Below are 22947 nucleotides of genomic sequence, written 5' to 3'. Positions count from 1 at the left end.
ATGAAGATCAAGTCGATCATGCGGACAGGCAACAGCGGCCCGATGCACGAACCCGTTCCCGTCGTCCTCGCGGGCGCACGCGGACACGGCCGCTGGCACCTCAACAATCTGCGGGGCCTCGCGCAGGCGGGCCGGGTGCGGCTCGTCGGAGTGTGCGAGCTGCGGCCGCTGGACGGGGCGGAACTCGACGGGTTCGACGCCGGAGACCTCGTGCAGAGCGCCGACTTCGGGGAGCTGCTCGACCGCACCGGCGCCCGGATCGCGATCATCTGCACGCCGATCCCCACGCACACGGACCTGGCCCTGGTCGCCGCCGAGCGGGGCGTGCACCTGCTCCTGGAAAAGCCGCCCGCGCCGTCATATACGGAGTACGAGCGGATGGCGGCCGGGGTCGCCGCGGCGGGGATCGCCTGCCAGGTCGGCTTCCAGTCGCTCGGCTCGCATGCGATGTCTCATATACGAGATCTCGTGCGCGACGGCGCCATCGGCGAGCCCCTCGGCATCGGCGCCGCCGGAGCCTGGGCCCGCGACGAGGCCTACTACCGGCGCGCCCCCTGGGCCGGGCGCCGTCGCCTCCCCGCCACCGACGACACCGGCTCCGGCTCCGGCACCGGCACCGGCTCCGGCTCCGGCCGGACGGTCGACGTCGTCGACGGCGTGCTCACCAACCCGCTCGCCCACGCCGTCGCCACCTCCCTCGCCCTCGACGGCGCGACCGGCGGCGCCGACCTCGCCACCATCCGCACCGAGCTGTACCGCGCCAACGACATCGAGGCCGACGACACCTCGTACGTCGAGCTGACCACCCGCACCGGATCGCGCGTCACCGTCGCCGCGACGTTGTGCGCCGAGCGGCCCGACGAGCCGTACGTCGTCGTGCACGGGAGCCGCGGCCGGATCACGTTCTGGTACAAGCAGGACCGCGTCCTCGTGCAGCGCGCGGGCCACGGCCCCGAGGAGTCGGTGCACGGGCGCACCGACCTCCTGGCCAACCTCGTCGACCACCTCGCGACCGACGGGGAGACGCCGCTGCTCGTGCCGCCTGCCGCCACCGGCGCGTTTATGCGCGTGGTCGAGGCGATCCGGGTGGCCCCCGATCCGCTGGCGCTGCCCGCCGACGCGTGGAGCGAGGTGCCCGCCGACCGGCCGGGCACCGTACGGCGGGTGGTGCACGGCGCCGACGGGCTCGTCGCCGCGAGCGCCGACGGCCTCACGGGCTTCGCCGGACTCGGCGCGTCCTGGGCCCGCCCCGGAACGGAGGCTTCGTCATGACCCGGACCCTGCACGGGCTGGCCACCGCCCCGCTGACGCTGAGCTGCGCGGGCCGCCCCGTCGCCCGCTACGAGATCCGCCCCGACGTCGGGCGCCGCCTCTCGCCGCGCCCCTTCCTGCACCCGGTGACCACGCTCGCCGGCACCCCCGTCACCGAGTTCGCGCCCGCCGACCACCCGCACCACCTCGGGGTGGGCGTCGCCGTGCCGGACGTCGCGGGGCGCAACTTCTGGGGTGGGCGCACCTACGTCGAGGGCCGGGGGCCGACCGAGCTCGACAATCACGGCGAGCAGCGGCACCGCGCGTTCAAGCTGTGCGACCCGGACGGGTTCGTGGAGGACCTGGACTGGATCGCGGACGGCTGCGTGCCGCTCCTGCGCGAGCGCCGCACCGTCGCCGTCACCCAACTGTGCGACGACGCCTGGGCGTTGGACTTCACGTTCTCGCTCACCAACCCGTCGGACGCCGCTCTGAGCATCGGCAGCCCCGCGACCAATGGCCGCCCGGGCGCCGCGTATGGAGGCTTCTTCTGGCGGGCGCCGAAGGAGGCCGCGGCCCCGGCGGTGTTCACCGCGGACGGCGAGGGCGAATCGGCTGTCCACGCCCGCCCCGCCGACTGGCTGGCCATGGCGGGCGACGGCTGGACCCTCGTCTTCGCCGGCGCCACCGCGGAGACCCGCCGCGACCCGTGGTTCGTCCGCACCGACGAGTACCCGGGCGTCGGCTCCTCGCTCGCCGCCACCGCCCGGCTGCCCATCGGCCCCGGTGACACCGCCGTACGCCGCGTGGTCACGGTCGTCGCCGACGGGGCGCTCGACCGGAAACGGGCCGCGACGCTCGTCCGGAAGGCGGTGGCCGCATGAGCCGCGCGCCGCGCAGAACCGGTGACCTGGGCGACGGCACGTACCGCAACCCGGTGCTCGCCGCCGACTGGTCCGACCCCGACGTGGTCCGCGTCGGCGACGACTTCTACCTGACGGCGTCCAGCTTCGGCCGCGTCCCGGGCCTGCCGCTGCTGCACTCCCGCGACCTCGTCAACTGGACGCTTCTCGGGCACGCCCTCGACCGCCTCGAACCCGCCGAGGCGTTCACCACTCCACGTCACGACTGCGGCGTGTGGGCCCCGTCGATCCGCCACCACGACGGCCGCTTCTGGATCTTCTGGGGCGACCCGGACCACGGCGTGTACCAGGTCAACTCGCCGTCCATCGAGGGGTCTTGGACGGCCCCGCACCTGATCAAGGCGGGCAAGGGTTTCATCGACGCCTGCCCGCTGTGGGACGAGGAGACCGGCGAGGCGTACCTCGTGCACGCCTACGCGAAGTCCCGCGCCGGCATCAAGAACCGCCTCACCGGCCACCGCATGGCACCCGACGGCAGCGAACTCCTCGACGAGGGACGGGTGTTGATCGACGGGGACCGCATCCCCGGCTGGTTCACCCTCGAGGGCCCCAAGGCCTACCGGCGCGACGGCTGGTACTGGATCCTCGCCCCCGCGGGCAGCGTCGAGACCGGCTGGCAGGGTGCCTTCCGCTCCCGCTCGTTCTTCGGGCCCTACGAGGAACGGGTCGTGCTCGAACAGGGCGACACCGACGTCAACGGCCCCCACCAGGGCGGCTGGGTGCGCACCACGGCGGGCGAGGACTGGTTCCTGCACTTCCAGCAGCGCGGCCCCTACGGGCGGGTGGTGCACTTGCAGCCGATGCGCTGGGACGCCTCCGGGTGGCCCGTGATCGGCGACGACGGCGCCCCCGTCGACGTACACGAGAAGCCGAAGCTGCCGCCGCGGCCAGTGACGGCGCCCGCGACGGACGACGACTTCCCCGGCGGCCGCTTCGGTCCGCAGTGGCAGTGGACGGCCAACTCCGAGGCGGACTGGACGAGTTCGCACGACGGAGACGGGCTGCTGCTGACCTGCGTGCGCTCCGCCGACGGGGTGCGCGACCTGCGCCGCGTACCGCATCTGCTGACCCAGCGGCTGCCACTCCTGCCGAGCCAGGTGGAGGTCGACCTCCACCTCGACGCCACAACTCCCGGCGCCCGCGCCGGACTTGCCGTGCTCGGCGACGCGTACACGTGGATCGGCCTCGAACGCGGGGCGGACGGCACGGTCCACGTCGTGCACCGGTTCGCCGAGACCACCGCCGACGCGGAGCGGGACGCCGCGCATCCCCGCGCGGCGCCCGACGCGACGGCGCGGCTGCGCGTCGACATCGCCGACGGGGCCCGCTGCCGCTTCTTTGTCGACACCGGGGACGGCTTCCGGCGCTCCGGCCAGGTTTTCGCCGCGCAGCCCTGGCGCTGGGTCGGCGCCCTGCTCGGCCTGTTCGCGGCGGCGCCGCCCGGTGGTCAGGCCGCCGGCGCCGCACGGTTCACGCACTTTTGCAGCACCACCCTCCAGTTGGATCCAGAAGAAGAGAGCCGACCATGACCATCAGTGCACGCAGAGGAACCCGCAGCGGCATCCGCAGATCCGCGCTGCGCACCGGCACCGCCGTCGCCATCAGCACCGTCCTCGCCCTGACCGCCACGGCCTGCGGCGACGACGGCAGCGGCGCGGGCGGCGACAAGGGCAACGAGGGTTCGGGCAAGGGCGAGATCACCTTCTGGGACAACAACACGGCCGTGCGCCGCGACGTCTGGATGGTGATCATCAAGGACTTCGAGAAGAAGTACCCGAACATCAAGGTCAAGTACGTCGGCATCCCCGCCGAGAACGTGCAGTCCAAGTACGACACCGCCATCCAGGGCGGCGGACTGCCCGACGTCGGCGGCGTGGGCACCGCGATGCTCGCCGGGATCGCCGCTCAGGGTGCCCTCGAACCGCTCGACGAGCGGATAGCGACCAGCTCGCTCAACGGGAAGCTCAACGACGCCTTCATGGAGTCCGTGAAGGCCGCGGGCGCGGGCGACAAGCTGTACGAGCTGCCGACCTCCGCCAACAACGGCGTCCTCTACTACCGCACCGACCTGTTCAAGAAGGCGGGCCTGGGTGCGCCGACGACCTGGGACAAGTTCTTCGAGGCGGCGGCCGAACTCACCGACACGGGCAAGAACGAGTTCGGTTACACCATCCGCGGCGGCGAGGGCTCCATCGCACAGGCCCTCGACGCGACGTACGGGCAGAGCGGCATCACGTCGTTCTGGGACGCGGACAACGAGAAGACGACGGTCAACGACCCGAAGAACGTGGCCGCGCTCCAGAAGTACGCCGACCTCTACAAGAAGGCGACGCCGGCCGCCGACGTCAACAACGACTTCACGAAGATGGTCGCGCAGTACGACAGCGGCAAGATCGGCATGCTGAGCCACAACCTCGGCTCGTACGGCGACCACGTGAAGGCCTTCGGCACCAAGTTCCGCGGCATCCCCAACCCGACGAGCCCCGACGGCACCCGCGTCCAGGTCTCCAACCCGGTCGACGGGCTCGGCCTGTTCAAGGCGAGCAAGAACAAGAAGGCCGCCTGGAAGTTCATGGAGTTCGCCGCCTCGCACGCGGAGAACAGCAAGTGGAACGAGTCGGCCAAGCAGATCCCGGCCAACACCGACGCCGCCAAGGACGACTGGGTGCAGAAGTCCGAGCCGACGAAGCTCGCCGCCGAGGCGCTGCAATCCGGCAGCACCAAGATCGTGCAGCTGCCGTACTACCTGCCCGACTGGAACACCATCTCCAAGGCCGACAACGAGGACGACTTCCAGAAGGTCATGCTCGGCAAGACCACGGCGAAGACCTTCCTGGACCACCTCGCCGAGCAGCTCAACAAGGCGCAGGCCGAATGGAAGCAGCAGGCCAACTAGCGGTCACCGCTTGCCTGTTCACCTCTGACCGGGCCGGCGGCGGGACGCCTCGTGCCCCGCTGCTCCCGCCGCCGGCCCCACCACACCCCGGTCCCGAAAGGACGGCACCTCGACGTGTCGACCACCCGAAGAACCGCCCTGGCCGCCTTCGCCGCCCTGCCGCTCGCCGCGGCCCTCGCCCCTCCCGTGTCGGCCGCCACCGCCCGCCGCGGCGACCGGCGGACCCTCTTCATCGCCGGTGACTCCACCGCCGCCCAGAAGTACCTCGACGCCAAGCCCGAGACCGGCTGGGGCACGGCCCTCCCGATCTTCCTCTCCGACCGCGTCCGGGTCGCCAACCACGCCGTCAACGGCCGCAGTTCGAAGAGCTTCGCCGACGAGGGCCGCCTCGACACGGTCCTCGCCGCGATCCGCCCCGGCGACCTCCTCCTGATCCAGTTCGCGCACAACGACGAGAAGAGCGCCGACCCCACCCGCTACACCGAGCCCTGGTCGACGTACCAGGAGCACCTGAAGCTGTACGTCGACGGGGCGCGGGCCAGGGGTGCCCGCCCGGTGCTCGCCACCGCCGTCGAGCGCAGAAAGTTCGACGCGGGCGGCAACCCCCTGCCCACCCACGGCGACTACCCGGCGGCGATGCGCGCCCTCGCCGAACGGGAGGGCGTCGCGCTCCTCGACCTCCAGGCGCTGTCTCTGGCCCTGTGGCGGAAGCTCGGTGTCGAGGCCACGAAGACGTACTTCAACTGGACCGCGACCGAGCAGGACAACACGCACTTCAACCCCGCGGGGGCGATCGCGGTCGCCCGCCTGGCCGCCACCGAACTGCTCGGCCGCAAGGTGCTGCCCGCCCGCGACGTGCGCCGCACCGGCGACGGGCCCGACACCGTCGACGAACTGGACCCGGCCTGGCAGTCCCGTCTGACCTGGCTCGCCGGAACCACCCCCGCCTGACATCCGCCGCCCGACAACTCCCGCCCGCCATCCCCCGACCCCGTCCTCCAGGAGCCGCACAGTGAGCGCACACAGGAAGAGCAAGCAGAGATACGCGGTCGTCGCCGCCGGCTGCACCGCCGTCGTCCTCGCCGTCACCGGCACGGTCACCGCCGCGGGCGCGGCGGAACCGGGCGCCCGCGACCTCGCCCGCCAGACCCTCACCAAGGGCGACGGCTGGGGCTCGGCCACCACCGGCACCACGGGCGGCGCCACCGCCGACGCCGCACACGTCTACACCGTCACCACGTGGGCCGAACTGAAGGCCGCCTTCGCCGCAGGCGGCACCGCACCCAAGATCGTCAAGGTCAGGGGAACGCTCGACGCGGACGGCGCCACCTGCGCGGACTTCGCCGCCGACGGCTACGACTTCGACCAGTACCTCGCCGATTACGACCCGAAGGTCTGGGGCTACGACAAGGAGGTGACCGGCGAGCAGGAGGACCTGCGCGCCGCGTCGGCCGCCGCCCAGGCCAAGGCCATCAAGGCGACCGTCCCCGCCAACACCACGCTCATCGGCGTCGGCAGGAACCCCGGCATCGTCGGCGGCAGCCTCCAGATCAACGGCGTCGACAACGTCATCGTGCGCGGCCTCACCCTGGAGTCCCCGCTCGACTGCTTCCCGCAGTGGGACCCGACGGACGGCGACACCGGCAACTGGAACTCCGAGTACGACGCGGCCGTCGTCTACAACTCCACGCACGTCTGGCTCGACCACAACGAGTTCACCGACGGCGCCCACCCCGACTCCACGCTGCCGACCTACTTCGGCCGCCTCTACCAGCAGCACGACGGCCAGCTCGACATCGTGCGCGGCGCCGACTACGTGACCGCCTCCTGGAACGTCTTCGCCGACCACGACAAGACCCTGATGATCGGCAACAGCGACGGCGCGGCCGCCACCGACCGCGGCAAACTGCGCGTGACGCTGCACCACAACCTCTTCAAGAACCTCGTCGAACGGGCCCCGCGCGTCCGCTTCGGGCAGGTCGACGCCTACAACAACTCGTATGTGGGCAACGCCGATTACTCCTACTCCTTCGGCATCGGCTTCGAGTCACAGCTCTACGCGGAGAAGAACGCGTTCACGCTGCCCAAGGGAACCTCGGCCGGTGCCGTCCTGCACCGCTGGAACGACTATCCCCTGACGGCCACCGGCAACCAGGTCAACGGCAGGCCGACCGACCTCGTGGCGGCCTACAACGCGGACCACGCGGACGCTCCGCTCCGCGAGGGGGTGGGCTGGAAGCCGACCCTGCGGGGGCACGTGGACCCGGCGAAGTCGGTGCCGCGGGTGGTCGCGAAGGGCGCAGGTCCCAATTGAGCCCCGCCGGCGATTGAGGCGCGGGGCCCGGGGCAGAGCCCCGCGACGTGCGCCCCGATCGCCGGCCACATTCCCAGGAGCCGCACCATGCCCACCCGTATCCCCAGACGGAGCGTCATCGTTGGCGCGGCGCTCGCCTTGAGCGCCGCCGCCACCACACCGTCACACGCCACACCACTCCGCAGAAACCCCTTCGGCCGCTACGGCTCACCCAGATCCCGCCTCACCCCGACCACCCTCTACGTCGACCCCCGCGGCGCCGGCGACCACCTCACCGTCCAAGCCGCCGCATCCGCCGCGACCACCCCCGGCCACACCCTCGTCCTCGCCCCCGGCACCTACCGGGAAACGGTGACCGTCCCGGCCACGGCCACCGGCACGACCTGGATCGGCGCCACCGGCGACCCCCGCGACACGGTCGTCGTGTACGACAACGCCGCCGGCACCCCGAAGCCCGACGGCTCCGGCACGTACGGCACCACCGGCAGCGCCACCGTCACCCTGCGCCCCGACGGCTTCACGGCGCACCACGTCACCTTCGCCAACGACTGGCTGCGCGCGGACCACCCGGGGATCACCGGAACGCAGGCCGTCGCGGTCAAGGTGACGGGCGACCGCTCGGCGTTCCACCGGTGCCGCTTCCTCGGCCACCAGGACACGCTGTACGCCGACTCGCCCGCGCTCACCGCCTTCTCCCGCCAGTACTTCCGCGACTGCTACGTCGAGGGCGACGTCGACTTCGTCTTCGGGCGCGGCACCGCGGTCTTCGAACGCTGCGACTTCCGCACGCTCGACCGCACCGACCTGGCCTCCGCCCCGTACGGCTTCGTGTTCGCGCCGTCCACGGCGGGCGCCAACCCGCTCGGCTTCCTGGTCACCCGCGGCCGGATCGGCTCGACGGCCCCGGACGCGTACTACAAGCTGGCCCGCCCCTGGGTGCCCAGCTCCGACACGACCGCGAGGCCCGCCCTCGTCGTCCGTGAGTCGCGGCTCGGCCGGGGCATCGACGCGGGCGAGCCCTACGCCAATATGTCGGCGAGCTTCCCGTGGCAGGACCAGCGGTTCGCCGAGTACCGGAACACCGGCCCCGGCGCCGCGTCGCCGGTCCCCGGGAACCGCCCGCAGCTCACCGGAGAGCAGGCGGCGGGGCACACCCGGGAGGCGTATCTGGGGGAGTGGCGGCCGTGGGTGTGAGCGGCGCCGGCCGTCAGCCCAGGTGCCACAGGGCGCAGGTGACGAACAGCAGCACCAGGCCCGCGAGGGTCAGAGCCGCGCCCAGGACGCGGAGGTAGCCGACGGGCGCCAGGCCGCGGAGGTCGAACGCCCAGCTCAGGCCGGCCGATATGGCGACGACCCCGCCCACGGCGAAGAAGCCGAGGAGGACCGGCGAGGTGGCGCGGTCGCCGGCGGCGAGGGGGAGAAGACTCGTCGGGGTCACGGTCACGGTGGGGCCCTGCATTCTGTGGGTCGAAGCGCTTCCTCCGACCCTAGAAGGGGCCCCTTCAAGGCTCGGTCAACAAGGTGCCATGCCGGAGCAATGGTGCGGCCATATCGGCGTCGGGTATCGATCGGGTAAAGCCGGTCGCGGGACTCATGTGATGCGCGTAGACATGCATTCACCTGCACGAATCCCCCCGTCCCCGACGGCTCTCGCAGCCGTCACGGCCAGAATTGGATCTACGTCACCGATGCGCAAGCGCCATCTCGCCGCCGCCACAGCGACGGTCGCTTCCCTCGTACTCGCCGGCGTCGTCACCGCCGGGTCCGCCGACGCGGGCTCCACCGGCGACAAGGCCACGGCCGAGCCGCACAACATCGGCCTCCTCACCAAGGAGATCGACTCCTACTACGGCGCGAAGCAGGACGCCGACGGCGTCTGGCAGGCCTCGCCCGACAGCCCCTACGCCGATGACCTCGGCCGGATACAGAAGGGCGCGAAGCGGCAGATCGCCGCGGCGGCCCGGCAGCAGCACGACAAGGGCGACAAGCCCGCGATCGTCTTCGACATCGACGACACGCTGCTGCTCAGCCTCGACTACGAGAAGAAGACCAACTACGTCTACAACGACGCCAGTTGGAAGGAGTACGTGGGCAGGGCGAACCGCCCCGCCGTCTTCGGCACGCCCGCGCTCATCCAGTACGCCGAGTCCAAGGGCGTCGAGGTCTTCTACAACTCCGGGCTCGGCGAGACGCAGCGCGCCGCCGCCGTGGAGAACCTGAAGAAGGTCGGCATCGACGTCAACCTCGACGCGGACCACGTCTACCTCAAGGACAAGGCGAACCCGCCCGCATACCTGGCCGACTGCGCCACGGCCGCCGCCTGGAACTGCACGACGGTGCAGTACAAGTCGGCGACGCGCAAGCACATCGAGGCCCAGGGCTACGACATCGTCGGCAACTTCGGCGACCAGTACTCGGACCTGGAGGGCGGGTACGCGAACAAGACGTACAAGTTCCCGAACCCGACGTACTACGTGGGCTGATACCGATGGGCCCGTGGGGTGCGGCCGCCCGGCGGCGGCCGCACCCCACGGCCGCCGGGGCTCAGTCGTACGTCAGGTCGGACGCCGTGTACCGGCAGTACGTGCCGTCGGGGCCGCTGCCCAGTTCCTTGGGCTCGGCGCCGGTGTTGTTGCCCTCGAACCGGACGCACGGCTTGATCTTCTTGCTGCTGTCGCCGTGGATGCGGACGTTGCGCAGGGCCGCCGTGTCCCCGTAGTTCGAGTTGATGCCGACGATCGACTTGCCGGGCGCCGTCACGTCGACGTCGTTGATGGTGATGCTGCGGTTCTTGTACTGCGTCGAGCAGTTGCCGCAGGAGCGGACCAGCTTGCCGAAGTCGGAGACCTGGAACTTGGTGACGACGAGCTTGCCCGCGCCGTTGAACTGGAACACCTTGTCGTCGGCCTTCTTCGCGCCGCCGCCGTACACCGTGTAGACGGACGACGTCGACTTGCCCTTGAAGGTGGCCGCGTCCTCGCCGACGTCCTCCCACCACACGTTCTGCAGCGTGCAACTGCCCGCGCAGTGCACGCCGTCGGCGGCCGGCGAGCCGATGATCACGTTCTTGAGGATGGCGCCGTCCTTCAGGTTGAAGACCGGGTCCTGCCCCTCCTCCTGCCCGTCGCCGCCGAGCTCCCCGGAGCCGTAGTGGCGCTTGAGCCCGCCGTCGTACGTGCCCGAGACGGAGATCGTGCTGCTGACGGCCTTGGTGCCGGTGGGCGAGGGCCAGGCGGCCGCGGCCCCCGCCGTACCGAGCATGCCGCTCGCCATGAGCGCGCCCCCGGTGAGCGTCAGCGCCCCGAGGCCCCCGAGGAGCGCTCTGCGGCGGGTGGTGCGGCGGCGATGAGTGTGTCGTGGTGTGTTGGTCATGCCCTTCAGTGGTCACCGACGGAGGAAGGGTTGCCGCCTTCGTCAGGCGAAGTCGCCGTCCACGTACACGTGTTGGCCCGAGCCGGTCCGGCCGCTGACGGAGTACCTGTCCGCGCCCGCGTCCCGGCCGCCCTCCGCGTGGTTGTACTGCCCGGCGAACACATGCTGACCCACCGGCACCGTGCGCCCCGGCCTCAGCACCCACCGGTACACGAGGAACCCGTCCCGCTCGGTGACGGACTCCTTGAAGTCGGTGGCGGGCAGCGAGCGCCAGTCGCCGGTGCTGTTGACCTTCCCGGTCTGCGCCACCCGCAACTCGACGGTCAGCGCGGCCAGTTCGGCCTTTGTCTTGAACGTGACGTTGGACTGCGCCCAGTACGCGTTGGACCCCGGGTCCACCGAACCGTCGGCCCACAGCGGGTCCGCCGCGGGCGACACCGCGACCTGCCGCTGCTGCGGCCCCGGATCGGTGCGCAGCGCCGAACCGACCGCGAAGCCGCCCACCGCGAGCGCCCCCGCGGCACCCGCCGTGAGCGCGGCGATCCGCACCCAGCCCACCGCGGGCCGCCGCTCCGGTTCGTGCCGCTCCGGCTCGCGCATCCCGCGCTCGATACGGGCGAGCATCCGCGCACGGTCGGGACGGTGGGCGTCGGCAGCCGCGCGCAGCCGCTGCCGCACGTCCTCCTCGCTCATCGACGGCCTCCTTCCGTGGCGTCCAGCGGAGCGCCCACCGACCGGACGCGCCCGGACGCCGGCTCGCCGGACCCGAGCCGCCGTTCCAGCTCGGCCATGCCCTTCGATGTCTGGCTCTTCACCGTACCGACGGACACGCCGAGCGTGAGCGCGGTGTCCTTCTCCGACAGGTCGAAGGCGTGCCGCAGCACCACGCAGGCCCGCTTGCGGAACGGGAGTTCACGCAGCGCGCCCTGCACATCGACGACCGCCGGAACGTCCGGCCCGTCCGTACGGTCCTGCCGTCCGGACCAGAAGAGGGCCACGCGCCGCCGCTCGCGCACCGCGCTGCGGATCCGGGTGCGCGCGAGGTTGGCGACGACGCCGCGCGCGTACGCCACCGGATGCTCGGCGTCCCGCACCCGGTCCCAGCGGTGCCAGAGCGCGAGCAGGGCGTCCGCCGCGAGATCGTCCGCGGCGTCCGCCTCGCCCGTCAACAGGTGCGCGAGGCGGGCGAGTTCGCGGTGGTGCCGTTCGAAGAAGGCATGGAACTCGGCAGAAGCGGAATCGTCCCCGGCGTCCACGACCGTGCTCACGCGACCCCTCCCTCACAGTGGCGGCCCGATGGGGGAGGCGTGAGCGTACCAGCGTTGTGTACGACGCACCGAAGGGTGTCCGTGATACCGGACACCCTTCGGTGGAACTGGGATTGAGGAGGCGTCAGTTCTTGAGCGCCGCCTGCATCATCGCCTTGGCGACAGGGCCCGCGAGGCCGCTGCCGCTGACCTCGGAGCGGGCCGCGTCCGACTGCTCGACGAGCACCGCCACGGCGACCTTCTTGCCGGTCGAGTCGTCCTTCGCGTACGAGGTGAACCAGGCGTACGGGGTCTCGCTGTTGTTCTCGCCGTGCTGCGCCGTTCCGGTCTTGCCGCCGACCGTCTTGCCGTCCATCTGCGCGACCGTACCGGTGCCCTTGGAGACCACGGTCTGCATCGCGGACTGCAACTGCGTGGCGGTCCCCTCGCTGATCACCCGGGTGCTGTCGTCGTCCGCGAACTCCTTGACCGCGTCGCCGTCGGCGTCCGTCACCTGGGACACCATGTGCGGGGACGCCTGCTCGCCGCCGTTCGCGATCGTCGCGGAGACCATCGCGATCTGCAGCGGCGTGGCCGTCACGTCGAACTGGCCGATGCCGGACAGGGCCGTCTGCGCGTCGTCCATCTTCGACGGGTAGTTGCTCTTGGCGGCCCGCACCGGAACGTCGGTCTTCTCGTCGTTGAAGCCGAACTTCTCGGCCATCGCCCGGACCTTGTCCCCGCCCAGTTCGGCGGCGAGCTTTCCGAAGACGGTGTTGCAGGAGTACTGCAGCGCCGTGCGGACCGAGGCGTTCTCGCAGGGCATCGAGGTCGTCTCGTTCTTCAGGTACGTGCTCGTACCCGGCAGCCTGTACGGGTTCGGCGTGTCCGTCTTGTCGTCGATCGACGACACCAGACCGTCCTCCAGGGCCGCGGCGGCGACCACCAGTTTGAACGTCGAACCGGGCGGCAGCGCCTGCTTGAGCGCCCGGTTCACGGTCGGCGACTCCTCGTCCTTGGAGAGCTTCTTCCAGGCGGCCGCGTCCTCGGAACCGGAACCGCTGATCTTCGACGGGTCGAAGGACGGCGTCGACACCATGCCGAGGATCCTGCCGGTGTCCGGGTCGATCGCGACGGCCGCGCCCTTCTTGTCGCCGAGCGCGCCGTACGCGGCCTTCTGCACGGCCGGGTCGATCGTCGTGATCACGTCACCCGGGCTGCCGCTCTTGCCGGTGAGCGTGTCCATGGGGCTCTTCAGTTGCGTGTCGGTTCCGTCGAGCACGCCCTGGTAGATCCCCTCCAGCTGGGTGGCGCCGTACACCTGCGAGGTGAAGCCGGTCACCGCCGAGTACAGCGAACCGTCCGTGTACGTCCGCTTGTACTTCAGGTCGCTGGAATCGCCCGTCTTCGTCGAGCCGGTCACCGCCTTTCCGCCCACGATGATGTCGCCGAGCGGGTTCGCGTACTGCGAGATGGTCTTCCGCCGGTTGTCGTCGCTGTTGGCGAGGGCCTGGCCGTCGTAGAACTGCACCCACGTCGCCCTGACCAGCAGGGCGAACACGAGGAGCAGCGTAAAGACGGAGGCGCGCCTGATCGTCTTGTTCATCGCGTACGGAAGACGAGCGGGGCGGCGCGATTCGTTCCTGGTGGTGCGATTTCTCACCGTACGTTCATGTGGGCCGGGGCGGAGCCCCGCGACCGCGTCAGAGCCTGCGCGTCGCCAGGATCAGACGGTCGCGGGCGTCGAACAGCGCGTCCTTGACCATCTGCTCGTGCGCGGGTGTGAGCCGGGCCACCGGGACCGAGCAGGAGATCGCGTCGCGGGCCGGGGTGCGGTACGGGATCGCCACGCCGAAGCAGCGCAGGCCCAGCGTGTTCTCCTCGCGGTCCACCGCGAAGCCCTGCTCGCGGATCTGGTGCAGCTCCTCGATGAGCTTCTCGCGGTCCGTGGTCGTGTGCTCGGTCAGCGAGGGCAGCGTCTCCGGGAGCAGCTTGCGCACCTGCTCGTCGGTGTGGGTGGCGAGCAGCGCCTTGCCGAGCGACGTGGAGTGCGCGGGCAGCCGGCGGCCGACGCGGGTGAAGGGGCGCAGATAGTGCTGCGACTGGCGGGTGGCGAGGTAGACGACGTTCGTGCCGTCGAGCCGGGCCAGGTGGATGGTCTCCGTCGTGTCGTCGGAGAGCCGGTCGAGCGTGGGGCGGGCCGCCGCCACGACCTCGTCCCCGTCGATGTACGAGGTGCCGACGAGGAGGGCGCGCACCCCGATGCCGTACCGCGTGCCCGTCGCGTCCGTCTCCACCCAGCCGAGGTCGACGAGCGTGCGCAGCAGCATGTACAGGCTGGACTTCGGGTACCCGACGGCCTCCTGCACCGCGGCCAGGGAGTGCATCCCGGGGCGGCCCGCGAAGTACTCGAGCAACTCCACGGTCCGCACCGCGGACTTCACCTGCCCGCCGCCTGCCGCGGCCCCCGTCTCGTCTGCCGACATCGCCCTTGACCCCTTCGTTCGACGAGAAATAGTCTCGGTGAGTAGTTCATCATCAGAGACAGCGTTCAGTATATCGAACGATCCTCGTCGCTCACCCTGGTGCGCGGCGAGAAAAGCTGGAGGAATGTGCCGTGGCAGCAACACCAGTCTGGAGTGTCGACCCCCGAACCGGGAAGCAGCGGGAGCAGGTCGCGGACGAGGCCACGGCGCAGGAAGTGGACGAGGCGGTCCGCGCCGCGCAGGACGCCCGCGCCGCCCTCGCCGACCGCACCGTCCGCGCCGCGTTCCTGCGCACCGCGGCCGACCGCCTCGAAGAGGCCAAGGACCACCTCGTCGAGGCGGCGGACGCGGAGACCGCGCTCGGCCCCGTCCGGCTCACCGGTGAACTCGCCCGCAGCTGCTTCCAGTTGAGGAAGTTCGCCGACATCGTCGACGAGGGCGCCTTCCTCGGCGTCGTCATCGACCACCCCGACAACACGGCGACGCCGCCCATCCCGGACCTGCGCCGCTACAAGATCCCGCTGGGCGTCGTCGCCGTCTACGCGGCCTCGAACTTCCCGTTCGCCTTCTCCGTGCCCGGCGGCGACACGGCGAGCGCGCTCGCCGCCGGCTGCCCGGTCGTCGTCAAGGCGCACCCCGACCACCCGGCCACCTCCGAGCTGGTCGCCGCCACCATCCGGCGGGCCGCCGCCGAGCACAGCGTCCCCGAGGGCGTGCTCGGGCTCGTGCACGGCTTCGACGCGGGCGTCGAGCTGGTCAAGCACCCGCTGGTGTCCGCGGCCGGCTTCACCGGTTCCGTACGCGGCGGGCGTGCGCTCTTCGACGCCGCGGCCGCGCGTCCCGTGCCGATCCCGTTCCACGGCGAGCTGGGATCCCTGAACCCGGTCGTGATCACCGAGGCCGCCGCCGCCGAGCGCGCCGACCAGATCGGCACCGGGCTCGCCGGTTCCATGACGCTGGGCGTCGGCCAGTTCTGCGTGAAGCCCGGCCTCGTCTTCGCGCCGAAGGGCGAGGCGGGCGACACGCTCGTCAAGTCCCTGACGGCCGCCGTCAGCGACACCGCCTCCGGCGTGCTGCTCGACCACCGCATGCGCGACAACTTCGTCGCCGGTGTCGCCGCGCGGGCCGAGCTTCCCGACGTGGAGGCGCCCGTGACGCCCGGCGCGGGCAGCGAGCACACGGTGGCGCCCGGCTTCCTCACGGTCCCGGCCGGCCGGCTCGCGACCGAGGGCGGCGCGCACGACCTGCTCCTGGAGGAGTGCTTCGGCCCCGTGACGGTCGTCGCCCGCTACGAGACGGCCGACGAGATCACGGCGGTCCTCAACCGCCTCCCCGGCAACCTCACGGCGACGGTCCAGCTGTCCTCGGGCGAGGCCGCCGGAGAGGGCCGCGGCGCCGAGATCCTCGCCGAGCTGACGCCCATCGCGGGCCGCGTCCTCGTCAACGGCTGGCCGACCGGTGTCGCGGTCGCGCCCGCGCAGCACCACGGCGGCCCGTACCCGGCGACGACGTCGACGTCCACGTCCGTGGGCGGCACCGCGATCGAGCGCTGGCTGCGCCCGGTCTCGTACCAGACGACGCCCGAGGCGCTCCTCCCGCAGGAGCTGCGCGACGACAACCCGCTGGGGCTGCCGCGCCGCTTCAACGGCCGCCTGGAGAACTGACCGGACGGGGCCCGCGGAGCTGCGGGCCCCTGCGAGACTGGCGGCATGGATCTCGAAATACCGCCCCTGCCCTTCCCGTTGCGCACGTACGGACCCGACGGCCACTGGTCGTACGAGGACGGGGTGCTCACCGGGTGGGCGGGGCCGCGCCAGGACCGGTTCGTGCCGCCGACCGGTTCCTCGCTGGAACCGGCGTCGGACGCGCCGCGTCTCCTCGGCGCGCCCGAGGGCGACTTCCAGCTGATCGCCCGCGTGACGGTCGGCTTCGAGGCCGCCTTCGACGCGGGAGTCCTCTACGTTCATGTGGGCGACTGGGAGTGGGCCAAGCTCTGCTTCGAGCGGTCCCCGGACGAGCCCACGATCTGTACGGTCGTCACCCGCGGTCACTCCGACGACGCGAACGCCTTCGTGGTGCCGGGCTCCTCGGTGTGGCTCCGCGTCAGCCGCACGGGTTCGGCCTTCGCCTTCCACGCCTCGACCGACGGTTCGCGCTGGACCTTCATCCGCATCTTCTCCCTCGGCGACGAGAAGTCCGCGTCCTCGGCCCTGGTCGGCTTCCTGGCCCAGTCCCCGGTGGGCGAGGGCTGCGTCGTCACCTACGACCACATCGAACACCGGCCGACGTGGCCGAAGGGTCTACGGGACGGTTCGTAACGGGCGGCTCCGCCGGGGGCGGGGTGGCTCCGCCGGGATACGGGTGGCGGGGGCTCGCGACCCCGCCCACTCGGCCTGCGCCATGGCCCGGCGCCCGGCGCTCGGTGCTCGACCTCCGAGCCTCGCCCACCTCCCACCCTCCCGCCCCCTCCGGGGGCTTCGGCCCGGATTGGTTTCGGTCCCGGTGAGATCGGTCCCGTCCGGAGTTGGGCGCGGCCTCCGACCCCCAAGGGGACTGTCTACCCGTCCCGTTCGTCCGCCTGCGACTCGGTCCAGTTGCCGTTCTTGGCTTGCTTCCCGCCGTGGGCTTGGGCCCGGACCGGCCCGGTGCCTGTTCCCCGCCCACTTCCCACCCTCCCGCCCCCTCCGGGGGCTTGGGTCCGGGGTGCTTCGGTCCCGGTGAGATCGGTCCGGCCCGGAGTCGGGCGCAGCCTCCGTCCGTCAAGAGGACTGCCCACCCGCCCCGTCCGTCCGCCAGCGGTTCGGCTCGGCCCGGTCCCCGTTCCTGGCTTGCCTCCCGCTCCTGCCGCCCGCCGGGGTCTTGGGCCGGGATCGGCTCGGTCGGGGTGAGAGGCATGGCCCGCGTTCCAGGTCGGCGAGGCCCCCGGGAACTGTTCCGGCTGCCGCTCGGTGGCGGACGGCCGGGCTTCACGGGCCCGGCCGCTGGGGCCATCCGGACCCACCTCACCCGTTCACCGGCCTGCGGCGCGGCTCCTGCCTGCCAGGGGACCGACCCCGGTTCGCCCGCCCGCGGCGGGGTCCGGTTCCCGTACCTGGTTCCCCTCCGGGGCCCGGGTTGGTTCGGCGCAGGCGAGATGGTCCGGCCGGGCGGCCGGGCCGCGCTCGCCTCCCGCCTCCTCTGGGGCTTCGGCCCGGACGTCCCGGTCGGCGCGGGGTGTGGCTGTCTGCTTGATGTGGCCGAGGTTCCGGCCTGTTGAAGCCGGCGTCAGGTGTGGCCGCGGGTGCCCGGCCAGGTCGCTCAGAGCCGGGGCGGGCCACCCCACCCGTCCCCCTGTCTCGCGGCCGGCCAGCCCTCTCTGCTCGCGCCGCTCGTGCCCGCGAGGTGCCCGCTCCCGGTCGTCGACGGCCCCGGCCGTCGGTGCCCGTGGGGCAGGGGACGGTCCGGGGACCGTTCGGGTTTCGGCCGGGACGGCCGGGCTCGGGGGCTCCGACCGGAGCCCCCGGAGGGGGCGGGTGGGTGGGAGGTGGGCGGGGAACGGCCCGGAGGGCGGGACGGCGTGCACGACCGTCTCGGCGGCTCGTACGGTGCCATGGGGCAGCCGCAACGGTAGACGCCGCATGCCGACCGTTGCGGCCGGCCAGACCTCGCCGGGGCGGTCGGCCGCCTCGGGCGCAGGGCCGGCCCTGCCCCAACCCCGCCGCAGCAATCAGCCCCCTCCGACGTACGGCTGCCGCCCCCGGTCCAACCCCCGTCGCAGCAATCAGCCCCCCGACGTACGGCCGCCGCCCCGGTCCAACCCCGCCGCAGCGACCAGCCACCTCCGGGGTGCGCCCACCCCGCCCCCCCCGGCGACACCCCCGTCACCCCACCTCCCCGCCCCCACCACCACACCCACCCGCACACATCACGCCGCCCGACCACCCACCCCGAAACCCCGAGGGCGTCGAACCGCGTCCTGAGGGGCATGATCCGTACCGCCGTTCCCGCCGACGCCCCCGTCCTCGCCGCCCTGCACCGCAGGGCGCGTGCCACGTACTACCGGGAGGGGCTCCCGGACGACGGGGACCCGGGCGCGTGGGTCGAGCGGTGGGAGGTGGCCATAGCCCGGCCGCACGGGCACGTACTCGTCTGTGTCAGGGACGGCGCCGTCGTCGGCCTCGCCTCCTTCCGGCGGCCCGACGAGGCCCCGGCCGACGCCTCCGTGCTGTACCAGTTCCAGGTCGACCCCGATCACTGGAACCGCGGCATCGGCACGGAACTGCACACCGCCTGCGTCGAGCAGTGGCGGGTCGACGGCGTCGCCGAGGTCCACCTCATCGTGCACGGGGACAACACCCGCGCCCAGGCCTTCTACGCCCGCCACGGCTGGGTCGACGAGGGCCAGGAGGGCCGCGGCGGCTCGCACCGCCGGATGCGGTTCACACCGGGCGGGGAATGACCGGAGGCCCCGTCCGGTTGTAGCGGAGCGCAGGGCACCACCCCGCCCTGCGCGGCCGCACACCCCGCGACCGCCCACACCCTCCCCGTACACGTATACGGATACGTGCACGCTCCGCATCCCCGGAACGAGAGACCGAGAGAACCCCATGCGCGTCGAGATCTGGACCGACATCAACTGCCCGTTCTGCTACATCGGCAAGGCCCGCTTCGAGGAGGCGCTCGACGGGTTCGCGCACAAGGACGACGTAGAGGTCGTGCACCGGTCCTTCGAGCTCGACCCGAACGCCAAGCCGGGGGAGACCGGCCTCGTCGTGCCGTACATCGCCAAGAAGTACGGCATCAGCGAGGCCCAGGCCGCCGCCAACGAGCAGGGCCTCGGCCAGCAGGCCGCCACCCTCGGCCTGCCGTACCTCACCGAGGGCCGCGACTTCGGCAACAGCTTCGACCTGCACCGGCTGCTCCACCTCGCCCTGGACAAGGGTGTGCAGGACCAGATGATCGACGCCCTGTACCGGGGCAACTTCGCCGAGCAGGACTCCGTCTTCGGCGACACCGAGAACGTCGTGCGGCTCGCCGTCGAGGCCGGTCTCGACGAGGCGGAGGTCCGGGCGATGCTCGCCGACCCCGAGGCGTACGCGGACGCGGTGCGCGCCGACGAGCGCGAGGCCGCCGAGCTCGGCGCGAACGGCGTGCCGTTCTTCGTCCTCGACCGCAAGTTCGGCGTCTCCGGCGCCCAGCCCGCCGAGGTGTTCACCCAGGCGCTGACCCAGGCGTGGGCCGACCGCTCCCCGCTCACCGTCATCGACAGCGCGGACGGCGGCGACGCCTGCGGCCCCGACGGCTGCGCCGTCCCGCAGGCCTGACTTCGCTCCTGAGTCCGCTCCTGACTCCACTCCCGGCCTCGCCACCCGCCTGACCTGCACGCAGAAGGGTTGCTTAGATGTACCCGGCAAATATTCGCAATGGACGGGTAGTTGGTGGCGCGGCACAGTGGTGCCATGGAGACTTCCGGTGAGCACCGGGCCCGGGCCACGGCCGCCCAGGTCCTCGACGCGGAGCTGGTCCGCGCGCAGTACGCCCCCGCCACCACCTACCTGAACACCGCGAGTTCCGGGCTGCTCCCGGCACGGGCCGCGGCCGCGATGCGGTCCGCGATCGACGACATGGCCGCGGGCCGTTCCCCCGACTCGCTCTTCGCCGACGTCGAGGAGGCCCGCGCGGCCTTCGCCCGGATCGCCGGCGTCCCGGTGGGCCGGGTCGCGACCGGCGGGTCCGTTGCCGTCTACAGCGGTCTCATCGCCGCGTCCCTGCCCGCGGGGGCCGAAGTCCTCACGGCGGAAAGCGACTTCAGCTCGACCGTCAACCCCTTCCACGTACGCGGTGACCTCAAGGTCCGTGCCGTACCGCTCGACGCGCTCCCCGACGCCGTACGCCCCGGCACCGCGCTCGTCGCGGTGAGCGCGGCCCAGTCGGCCGACGGCCGGATCGCCGACGTGCCCGCACTGCGCGCCGCCACGCGTGCGCACGGCGCCCGGCTCTACGTCGACGTCTCGCAGGGGGCCGGCTGGTACCCGCTCGCGGCGCACGCGGCCGACGCCGACTATCTGGCCTCCGTCGCCTTCAAGTGGCTGACCTGCCCGCGCGGCGCCGTCTTCTTCGTCGGCCCGGCCGACACCGAGGGCTTCGACGCGCTCACGCCCGTCTTCGGCGGCTGGGTCTCGGGGGAGAACCCCTGGGACAGCTGCTACGGGCCCGTCACCGAACCCGCCCGCTCCGCCCGCCGCTTCGACGAGACCCAGAGCCTCGTCGCGTACACCGGGGCCCGCCAATCCCTCGCCGTCATCGAGGAGTTGGGGCCGGAAGCGATCCACGCCCACGACCTGGCGCTCGCGGACCGGTTCCGTACGGGCCTCGCACGGATCGGGCACGAACCGGTGCCCTCGCCAGGCTCGCCGATCGTGTCCGTACCCGAACTCGGTGTGCGGCAGGGCGAGTTGCAGCGTGCGGGTATCGAAGTCTCCAACCGGGCAGGGAACTTGCGGGCCTCCTTCCATCTGTACAACACGCCCGCCGACGTCGACCGCCTCCTCGACGCGCTCTCCGCCTGAAGTCCTGCCGCCCTCTGGCGTCCCGCTCCCCAGAACGCTAGGAAGGCAGTACGAGGTGGTGGTGCCGGTGGCCCGTACGGAGCGTTGCGACCCCAAGGACCGGGCCGCGGCCGACGCCGAACTGCACCGACGTCTCGTCTACGGCGACGAGGCCGCGCTCTCCGAGGCGTACGACGCGTACAGCGGGCTCGTCCGTGGTGTCGCCGTGCGCGTGACCCGCTCGGTGGGGGCGGCGGACGACGTCGCGCAGGAGGTCTTCGCGCAGCTGTGGGCGCGGCCCTACGCCTTCGACGCACGGCGCGGCTCGCTGCGTACCTGGCTCACCATGCTGGCGCACCGCCGCGCCGTCGACTGGGTGCGCAGCGAGGCCCGCCACCGCAAGGCCCGTGTCGCGGACGACGCGGCGCTGCACGCCATCCCGGCCTCCGAACCGGGTCCCGACGAACGGGTCGTCGACCGCGAGCGCTCGCTGCTCCTGCACTCGGCCGTGGCCCAACTGCCGCTGCCGCAGCGGCAAGTGGTGCATCTGGCGTACTTCGCCGGCCGGACGTACCGTCAGGCGGCGGCGGAACTCGGCATCCCGGAAGGGACCGCCAAGACCCGCCTGCGCACCGCACTGCACCGCCTGGCGGAAACGCTGGCGGACCCGGCGGAGCCGGACTACGAGGCCCACGAAAGGGGTGCCTGATGGCCACGGACGCGCGCGACCACGCGACAGTGAGCGAACTCCTGGGCGCCTGGGCCCTGCGGGCCCTGCCCACCGACGAACAGCGCGCCGTCCCCGCGCACCTGGCGGACTGCGAGGAGTGCGCGGCCGAGGCGGAACGGCTGACAGCGACGATACGGGCCCTGGACGGGCCGAACGGGAACGCGAACGGGGACGGGAACGGGAACGGGAACGGGAACGGGCATGGCGCGGCCGGCGTGCCGCCCGACGACGCGGCCGGCCGCCCGTTCCGCACCACCGGCACGGGCCCCCTCGCCGCGGCTTTGGCACGCCGCCCGCCCGTACCCCGGGCCTCGTCCGCCGCCCCGCACGCCCAGCCCTACGCGGCGACCGTCGCCGCCCTCCAGGCGCTGCTCGCCGAGGCCGACGAGGCGTGGTCCACGGAGGTGGTGCACGGCTGGACGGTGCGGGACACGGTCGCGCACCTCATCGCCGCCGACGAGCCGCTGGCCGTCCACCTCGGTCTGCCGGGCCACGAACCGCCCGCCGACGTGCCGCTCGACGGCGACTGGCGCACGGAGTGGGAGGCCCGCACCCGTACCGTCATCGCCCACGAACGCGCGCGTGACCCGCATGACACCGTGGCCGTCTGGCGGGACCGCGCCGCTGAACTGCTCGCGGCCCCGGCCGCCCGTGACACCGAACTCGCCGCGCAGGCCGCGACGTTGATGGGCGCGCGGCTGCCCGTCGCCGAGCACTTCCTGGTCCGTGCCTTCGAGACGTGGATCCACAGCCACGACATCGGCCGCGCCCTGGGCCGCCCCGTGCCCCCGCCGCCCGCGGGCCACCTGTGGCGCCTGGTCCGCCTCGCCGTGCGCATCCTCGGCCAGGCGCTCGGCCCGCGGGCCACGCCCGTGGCCCTGACCGTGGCGGACGCGAGCCGCTCCACGGAGTGGGTGCTCGGCTCGGAGGACGAACCGGTCCGCGCCGAACTGGCCCTCGACCCGGTCGACTTCTGCCTCCTCGTCGGCGGCCGCGCGGCCCCCGACACCCTCCCGCCGGGCACCGGCGACCCAAGGGCGGCCCGCACCCTCCTGGACCGGGCGGCCCGACTGGCCTGGCTGTGAGCGGAGGCGGGCTTTAGGGGCCTAGTGTCCTGGTCTTGAGTTCTGCGGTCTGATGGTGGTGTGCCTGGACCGCGGTTGGACCCGCTCGTTTTGTCCGAGGACGAGCGGAAGACGCT

Annotated in this window: 21 protein-coding genes; 15 read left to right on the top strand and 6 right to left on the bottom strand. The window is 72.3% G+C overall.

The features are described 5' to 3' along the window. The 7 genes from ACFV9W_RS28190 (at position 1) to ACFV9W_RS28160 (ending at position 8578) form a co-directional block, all read left to right on the top strand. Entirely contained in the window at positions 1–1272 is a 1272-nt protein-coding gene (locus ACFV9W_RS28190; protein WP_385766180.1) for a Gfo/Idh/MocA family protein, read from the top strand. Continuing rightward, the gene (locus ACFV9W_RS28185; protein WP_385766016.1) at positions 1269–2135 is read left to right on the top strand and encodes a PmoA family protein; all 867 of its coding nucleotides are present in this window, start codon (positions 1269–1271) and stop codon (positions 2133–2135) included. The genes ACFV9W_RS28190 and ACFV9W_RS28185 overlap by 4 nt, the downstream gene beginning before the upstream one ends. Beyond that, complete coding sequence (locus ACFV9W_RS28180; RefSeq protein WP_385766013.1) at positions 2132–3703, top strand: family 43 glycosylhydrolase; 1572 nt, start codon at positions 2132–2134, stop codon at positions 3701–3703. The genes ACFV9W_RS28185 and ACFV9W_RS28180 overlap by 4 nt, the downstream gene beginning before the upstream one ends. After that, on the top strand, positions 3700–5070 hold the full coding sequence (locus ACFV9W_RS28175) for an ABC transporter substrate-binding protein (RefSeq protein ID WP_385766011.1): 1371 nt from the start codon (positions 3700–3702) through the stop codon (positions 5068–5070). The genes ACFV9W_RS28180 and ACFV9W_RS28175 overlap by 4 nt, the downstream gene beginning before the upstream one ends. 114 nt (positions 5071–5184) lie before the next feature. Further along, entirely contained in the window at positions 5185–6021 is an 837-nt protein-coding gene (locus ACFV9W_RS28170; protein WP_385766008.1) for a rhamnogalacturonan acetylesterase, read from the top strand. Between the two features lie 61 nt (positions 6022–6082). Beyond that, on the top strand, positions 6083–7384 hold the full coding sequence (locus tag ACFV9W_RS28165) for a polysaccharide lyase family 1 protein (RefSeq protein WP_385766006.1): 1302 nt from the start codon (positions 6083–6085) through the stop codon (positions 7382–7384). A gap of 87 nt (positions 7385–7471) precedes the next feature. Continuing rightward, positions 7472–8578, top strand: coding sequence for a pectinesterase family protein (locus ACFV9W_RS28160; protein WP_385766003.1), 1107 nt, complete (start codon positions 7472–7474; stop codon positions 8576–8578). Positions 8579–8591: 13 nt separating this feature from the next. On the opposite strand, the gene ACFV9W_RS28155 is transcribed toward ACFV9W_RS28160, so the two are convergent. Next, the gene (locus ACFV9W_RS28155) at positions 8592–8828 is read right to left on the bottom strand and encodes a hypothetical protein (protein ID WP_385766000.1); all 237 of its coding nucleotides are present in this window, start codon (positions 8826–8828) and stop codon (positions 8592–8594) included. A 244-nt stretch (positions 8829–9072) separates the two neighbouring features. Here ACFV9W_RS28155 and ACFV9W_RS28150 point away from each other — a divergent pair, with 244 nt between their 5' ends. Next, complete coding sequence (locus tag ACFV9W_RS28150; RefSeq protein WP_385765997.1) at positions 9073–9867, top strand: HAD family acid phosphatase; 795 nt, start codon at positions 9073–9075, stop codon at positions 9865–9867. A gap of 61 nt (positions 9868–9928) precedes the next feature. On the opposite strand, the gene ACFV9W_RS28145 is transcribed toward ACFV9W_RS28150, so the two are convergent. The 5 genes from ACFV9W_RS28145 to ACFV9W_RS28125 form a co-directional block, all read right to left on the bottom strand. Next, entirely contained in the window at positions 9929–10756 is an 828-nt protein-coding gene (locus ACFV9W_RS28145; RefSeq protein ID WP_385765995.1) for a pectate lyase, read from the bottom strand. Positions 10757–10798: 42 nt separating this feature from the next. Continuing rightward, a complete protein-coding gene (locus ACFV9W_RS28140; RefSeq protein ID WP_385765993.1) occupies positions 10799–11449 on the bottom strand; it encodes a hypothetical protein in 651 nt (216 codons plus the stop codon). Further along, entirely contained in the window at positions 11446–12024 is a 579-nt protein-coding gene (locus ACFV9W_RS28135) for a SigE family RNA polymerase sigma factor (protein WP_385765990.1), read from the bottom strand. Before ACFV9W_RS28135 ends, ACFV9W_RS28140 begins: the two co-directional genes overlap by 4 nt. A 124-nt stretch (positions 12025–12148) precedes the next feature. Continuing rightward, a complete protein-coding gene (locus ACFV9W_RS28130) occupies positions 12149–13609 on the bottom strand; it encodes a peptidoglycan D,D-transpeptidase FtsI family protein (protein ID WP_385765987.1) in 1461 nt (486 codons plus the stop codon). A gap of 97 nt (positions 13610–13706) precedes the next feature. Then, entirely contained in the window at positions 13707–14489 is a 783-nt protein-coding gene (locus tag ACFV9W_RS28125; protein ID WP_385765984.1) for an IclR family transcriptional regulator, read from the bottom strand. Between the two features lie 131 nt (positions 14490–14620). Here ACFV9W_RS28125 and ACFV9W_RS28120 point away from each other — a divergent pair, with 131 nt between their 5' ends. The 7 genes from ACFV9W_RS28120 to ACFV9W_RS28090 all read left to right on the top strand — a co-directional run bounded on the left by ACFV9W_RS28120 (position 14621) and on the right by ACFV9W_RS28090 (position 22831). After that, positions 14621–16153 carry an aldehyde dehydrogenase (NADP(+)) gene (locus ACFV9W_RS28120; protein WP_385765981.1) on the top strand — a complete coding sequence of 511 codons (1533 nt, stop codon included), beginning with the start codon at positions 14621–14623 and terminating at the stop codon, positions 16151–16153. 45 nt (positions 16154–16198) lie between these two features. Continuing rightward, the gene (locus ACFV9W_RS28115) at positions 16199–16807 is read left to right on the top strand and encodes a DUF1349 domain-containing protein (RefSeq protein WP_385765978.1); all 609 of its coding nucleotides are present in this window, start codon (positions 16199–16201) and stop codon (positions 16805–16807) included. 1646 nt (positions 16808–18453) lie between these two features. After that, positions 18454–18927, top strand: a complete 474-nt coding sequence (locus ACFV9W_RS28110) for a GNAT family N-acetyltransferase (protein ID WP_385765976.1) — start codon at positions 18454–18456, stop codon at positions 18925–18927. A gap of 148 nt (positions 18928–19075) precedes the next feature. Next, positions 19076–19792, top strand: a complete 717-nt coding sequence (locus ACFV9W_RS28105) for a DsbA family oxidoreductase (RefSeq protein ID WP_385765974.1) — start codon at positions 19076–19078, stop codon at positions 19790–19792. A gap of 135 nt (positions 19793–19927) precedes the next feature. Continuing rightward, positions 19928–21037 carry an aminotransferase class V-fold PLP-dependent enzyme gene (locus ACFV9W_RS28100; RefSeq protein ID WP_385765971.1) on the top strand — a complete coding sequence of 370 codons (1110 nt, stop codon included), beginning with the start codon at positions 19928–19930 and terminating at the stop codon, positions 21035–21037. 55 nt (positions 21038–21092) lie between these two features. Next, on the top strand, positions 21093–21725 hold the full coding sequence (locus ACFV9W_RS28095) for a sigma-70 family RNA polymerase sigma factor (RefSeq protein ID WP_385765968.1): 633 nt from the start codon (positions 21093–21095) through the stop codon (positions 21723–21725). Next, complete coding sequence (locus tag ACFV9W_RS28090; RefSeq protein WP_385765965.1) at positions 21725–22831, top strand: maleylpyruvate isomerase family mycothiol-dependent enzyme; 1107 nt, start codon at positions 21725–21727, stop codon at positions 22829–22831. The genes ACFV9W_RS28095 and ACFV9W_RS28090 overlap by 1 nt, the downstream gene beginning before the upstream one ends. Positions 22832–22947 lie beyond the last annotated feature (116 nt).

Source organism: Streptomyces sp. NPDC059897 (assembly GCF_042730865.1).
Lineage (GTDB): Bacteria > Actinomycetota > Actinomycetes > Streptomycetales > Streptomycetaceae > Streptomyces.
This window is presented reverse-complemented; position numbering and strand designations above follow the sequence as displayed.

Bases quoted from the DNA above. Each gene is read 5' to 3' on its own strand.
- ACFV9W_RS28190 (WP_385766180.1), top strand. From the start codon at position 1: ATGAAGATCAAGTCGATCATGCGGACAGGCAACAGCGGCCCGATGCAC.
- ACFV9W_RS28185 (WP_385766016.1), top strand. From the start codon at position 1,269: ATGACCCGGACCCTGCACGGGCTGGCCACCGCCCCGCTGACGCTGAGC.
- ACFV9W_RS28180 (WP_385766013.1), top strand. From the start codon at position 2,132: ATGAGCCGCGCGCCGCGCAGAACCGGTGACCTGGGCGACGGCACGTAC.
- ACFV9W_RS28175 (WP_385766011.1), top strand. From the start codon at position 3,700: ATGACCATCAGTGCACGCAGAGGAACCCGCAGCGGCATCCGCAGATCC.
- ACFV9W_RS28160 (WP_385766003.1), top strand. From the start codon at position 7,472: ATGCCCACCCGTATCCCCAGACGGAGCGTCATCGTTGGCGCGGCGCTC.
- ACFV9W_RS28150 (WP_385765997.1), top strand. From the start codon at position 9,073: ATGCGCAAGCGCCATCTCGCCGCCGCCACAGCGACGGTCGCTTCCCTC.
- ACFV9W_RS28145 (WP_385765995.1), bottom strand. From the start codon at position 10,756: ATGACCAACACACCACGACACACTCATCGCCGCCGCACCACCCGCCGC.
- ACFV9W_RS28140 (WP_385765993.1), bottom strand. From the start codon at position 11,449: ATGAGCGAGGAGGACGTGCGGCAGCGGCTGCGCGCGGCTGCCGACGCC.
- ACFV9W_RS28130 (WP_385765987.1), bottom strand. From the start codon at position 13,609: ATGAACAAGACGATCAGGCGCGCCTCCGTCTTTACGCTGCTCCTCGTG.
- ACFV9W_RS28125 (WP_385765984.1), bottom strand. From the start codon at position 14,489: ATGTCGGCAGACGAGACGGGGGCCGCGGCAGGCGGCGGGCAGGTGAAG.
- ACFV9W_RS28115 (WP_385765978.1), top strand. From the start codon at position 16,199: ATGGATCTCGAAATACCGCCCCTGCCCTTCCCGTTGCGCACGTACGGA.
- ACFV9W_RS28110 (WP_385765976.1), top strand. From the start codon at position 18,454: ATGATCCGTACCGCCGTTCCCGCCGACGCCCCCGTCCTCGCCGCCCTG.
- ACFV9W_RS28105 (WP_385765974.1), top strand. From the start codon at position 19,076: ATGCGCGTCGAGATCTGGACCGACATCAACTGCCCGTTCTGCTACATC.
- ACFV9W_RS28100 (WP_385765971.1), top strand. From the start codon at position 19,928: ATGGAGACTTCCGGTGAGCACCGGGCCCGGGCCACGGCCGCCCAGGTC.
- ACFV9W_RS28090 (WP_385765965.1), top strand. From the start codon at position 21,725: ATGGCCACGGACGCGCGCGACCACGCGACAGTGAGCGAACTCCTGGGC.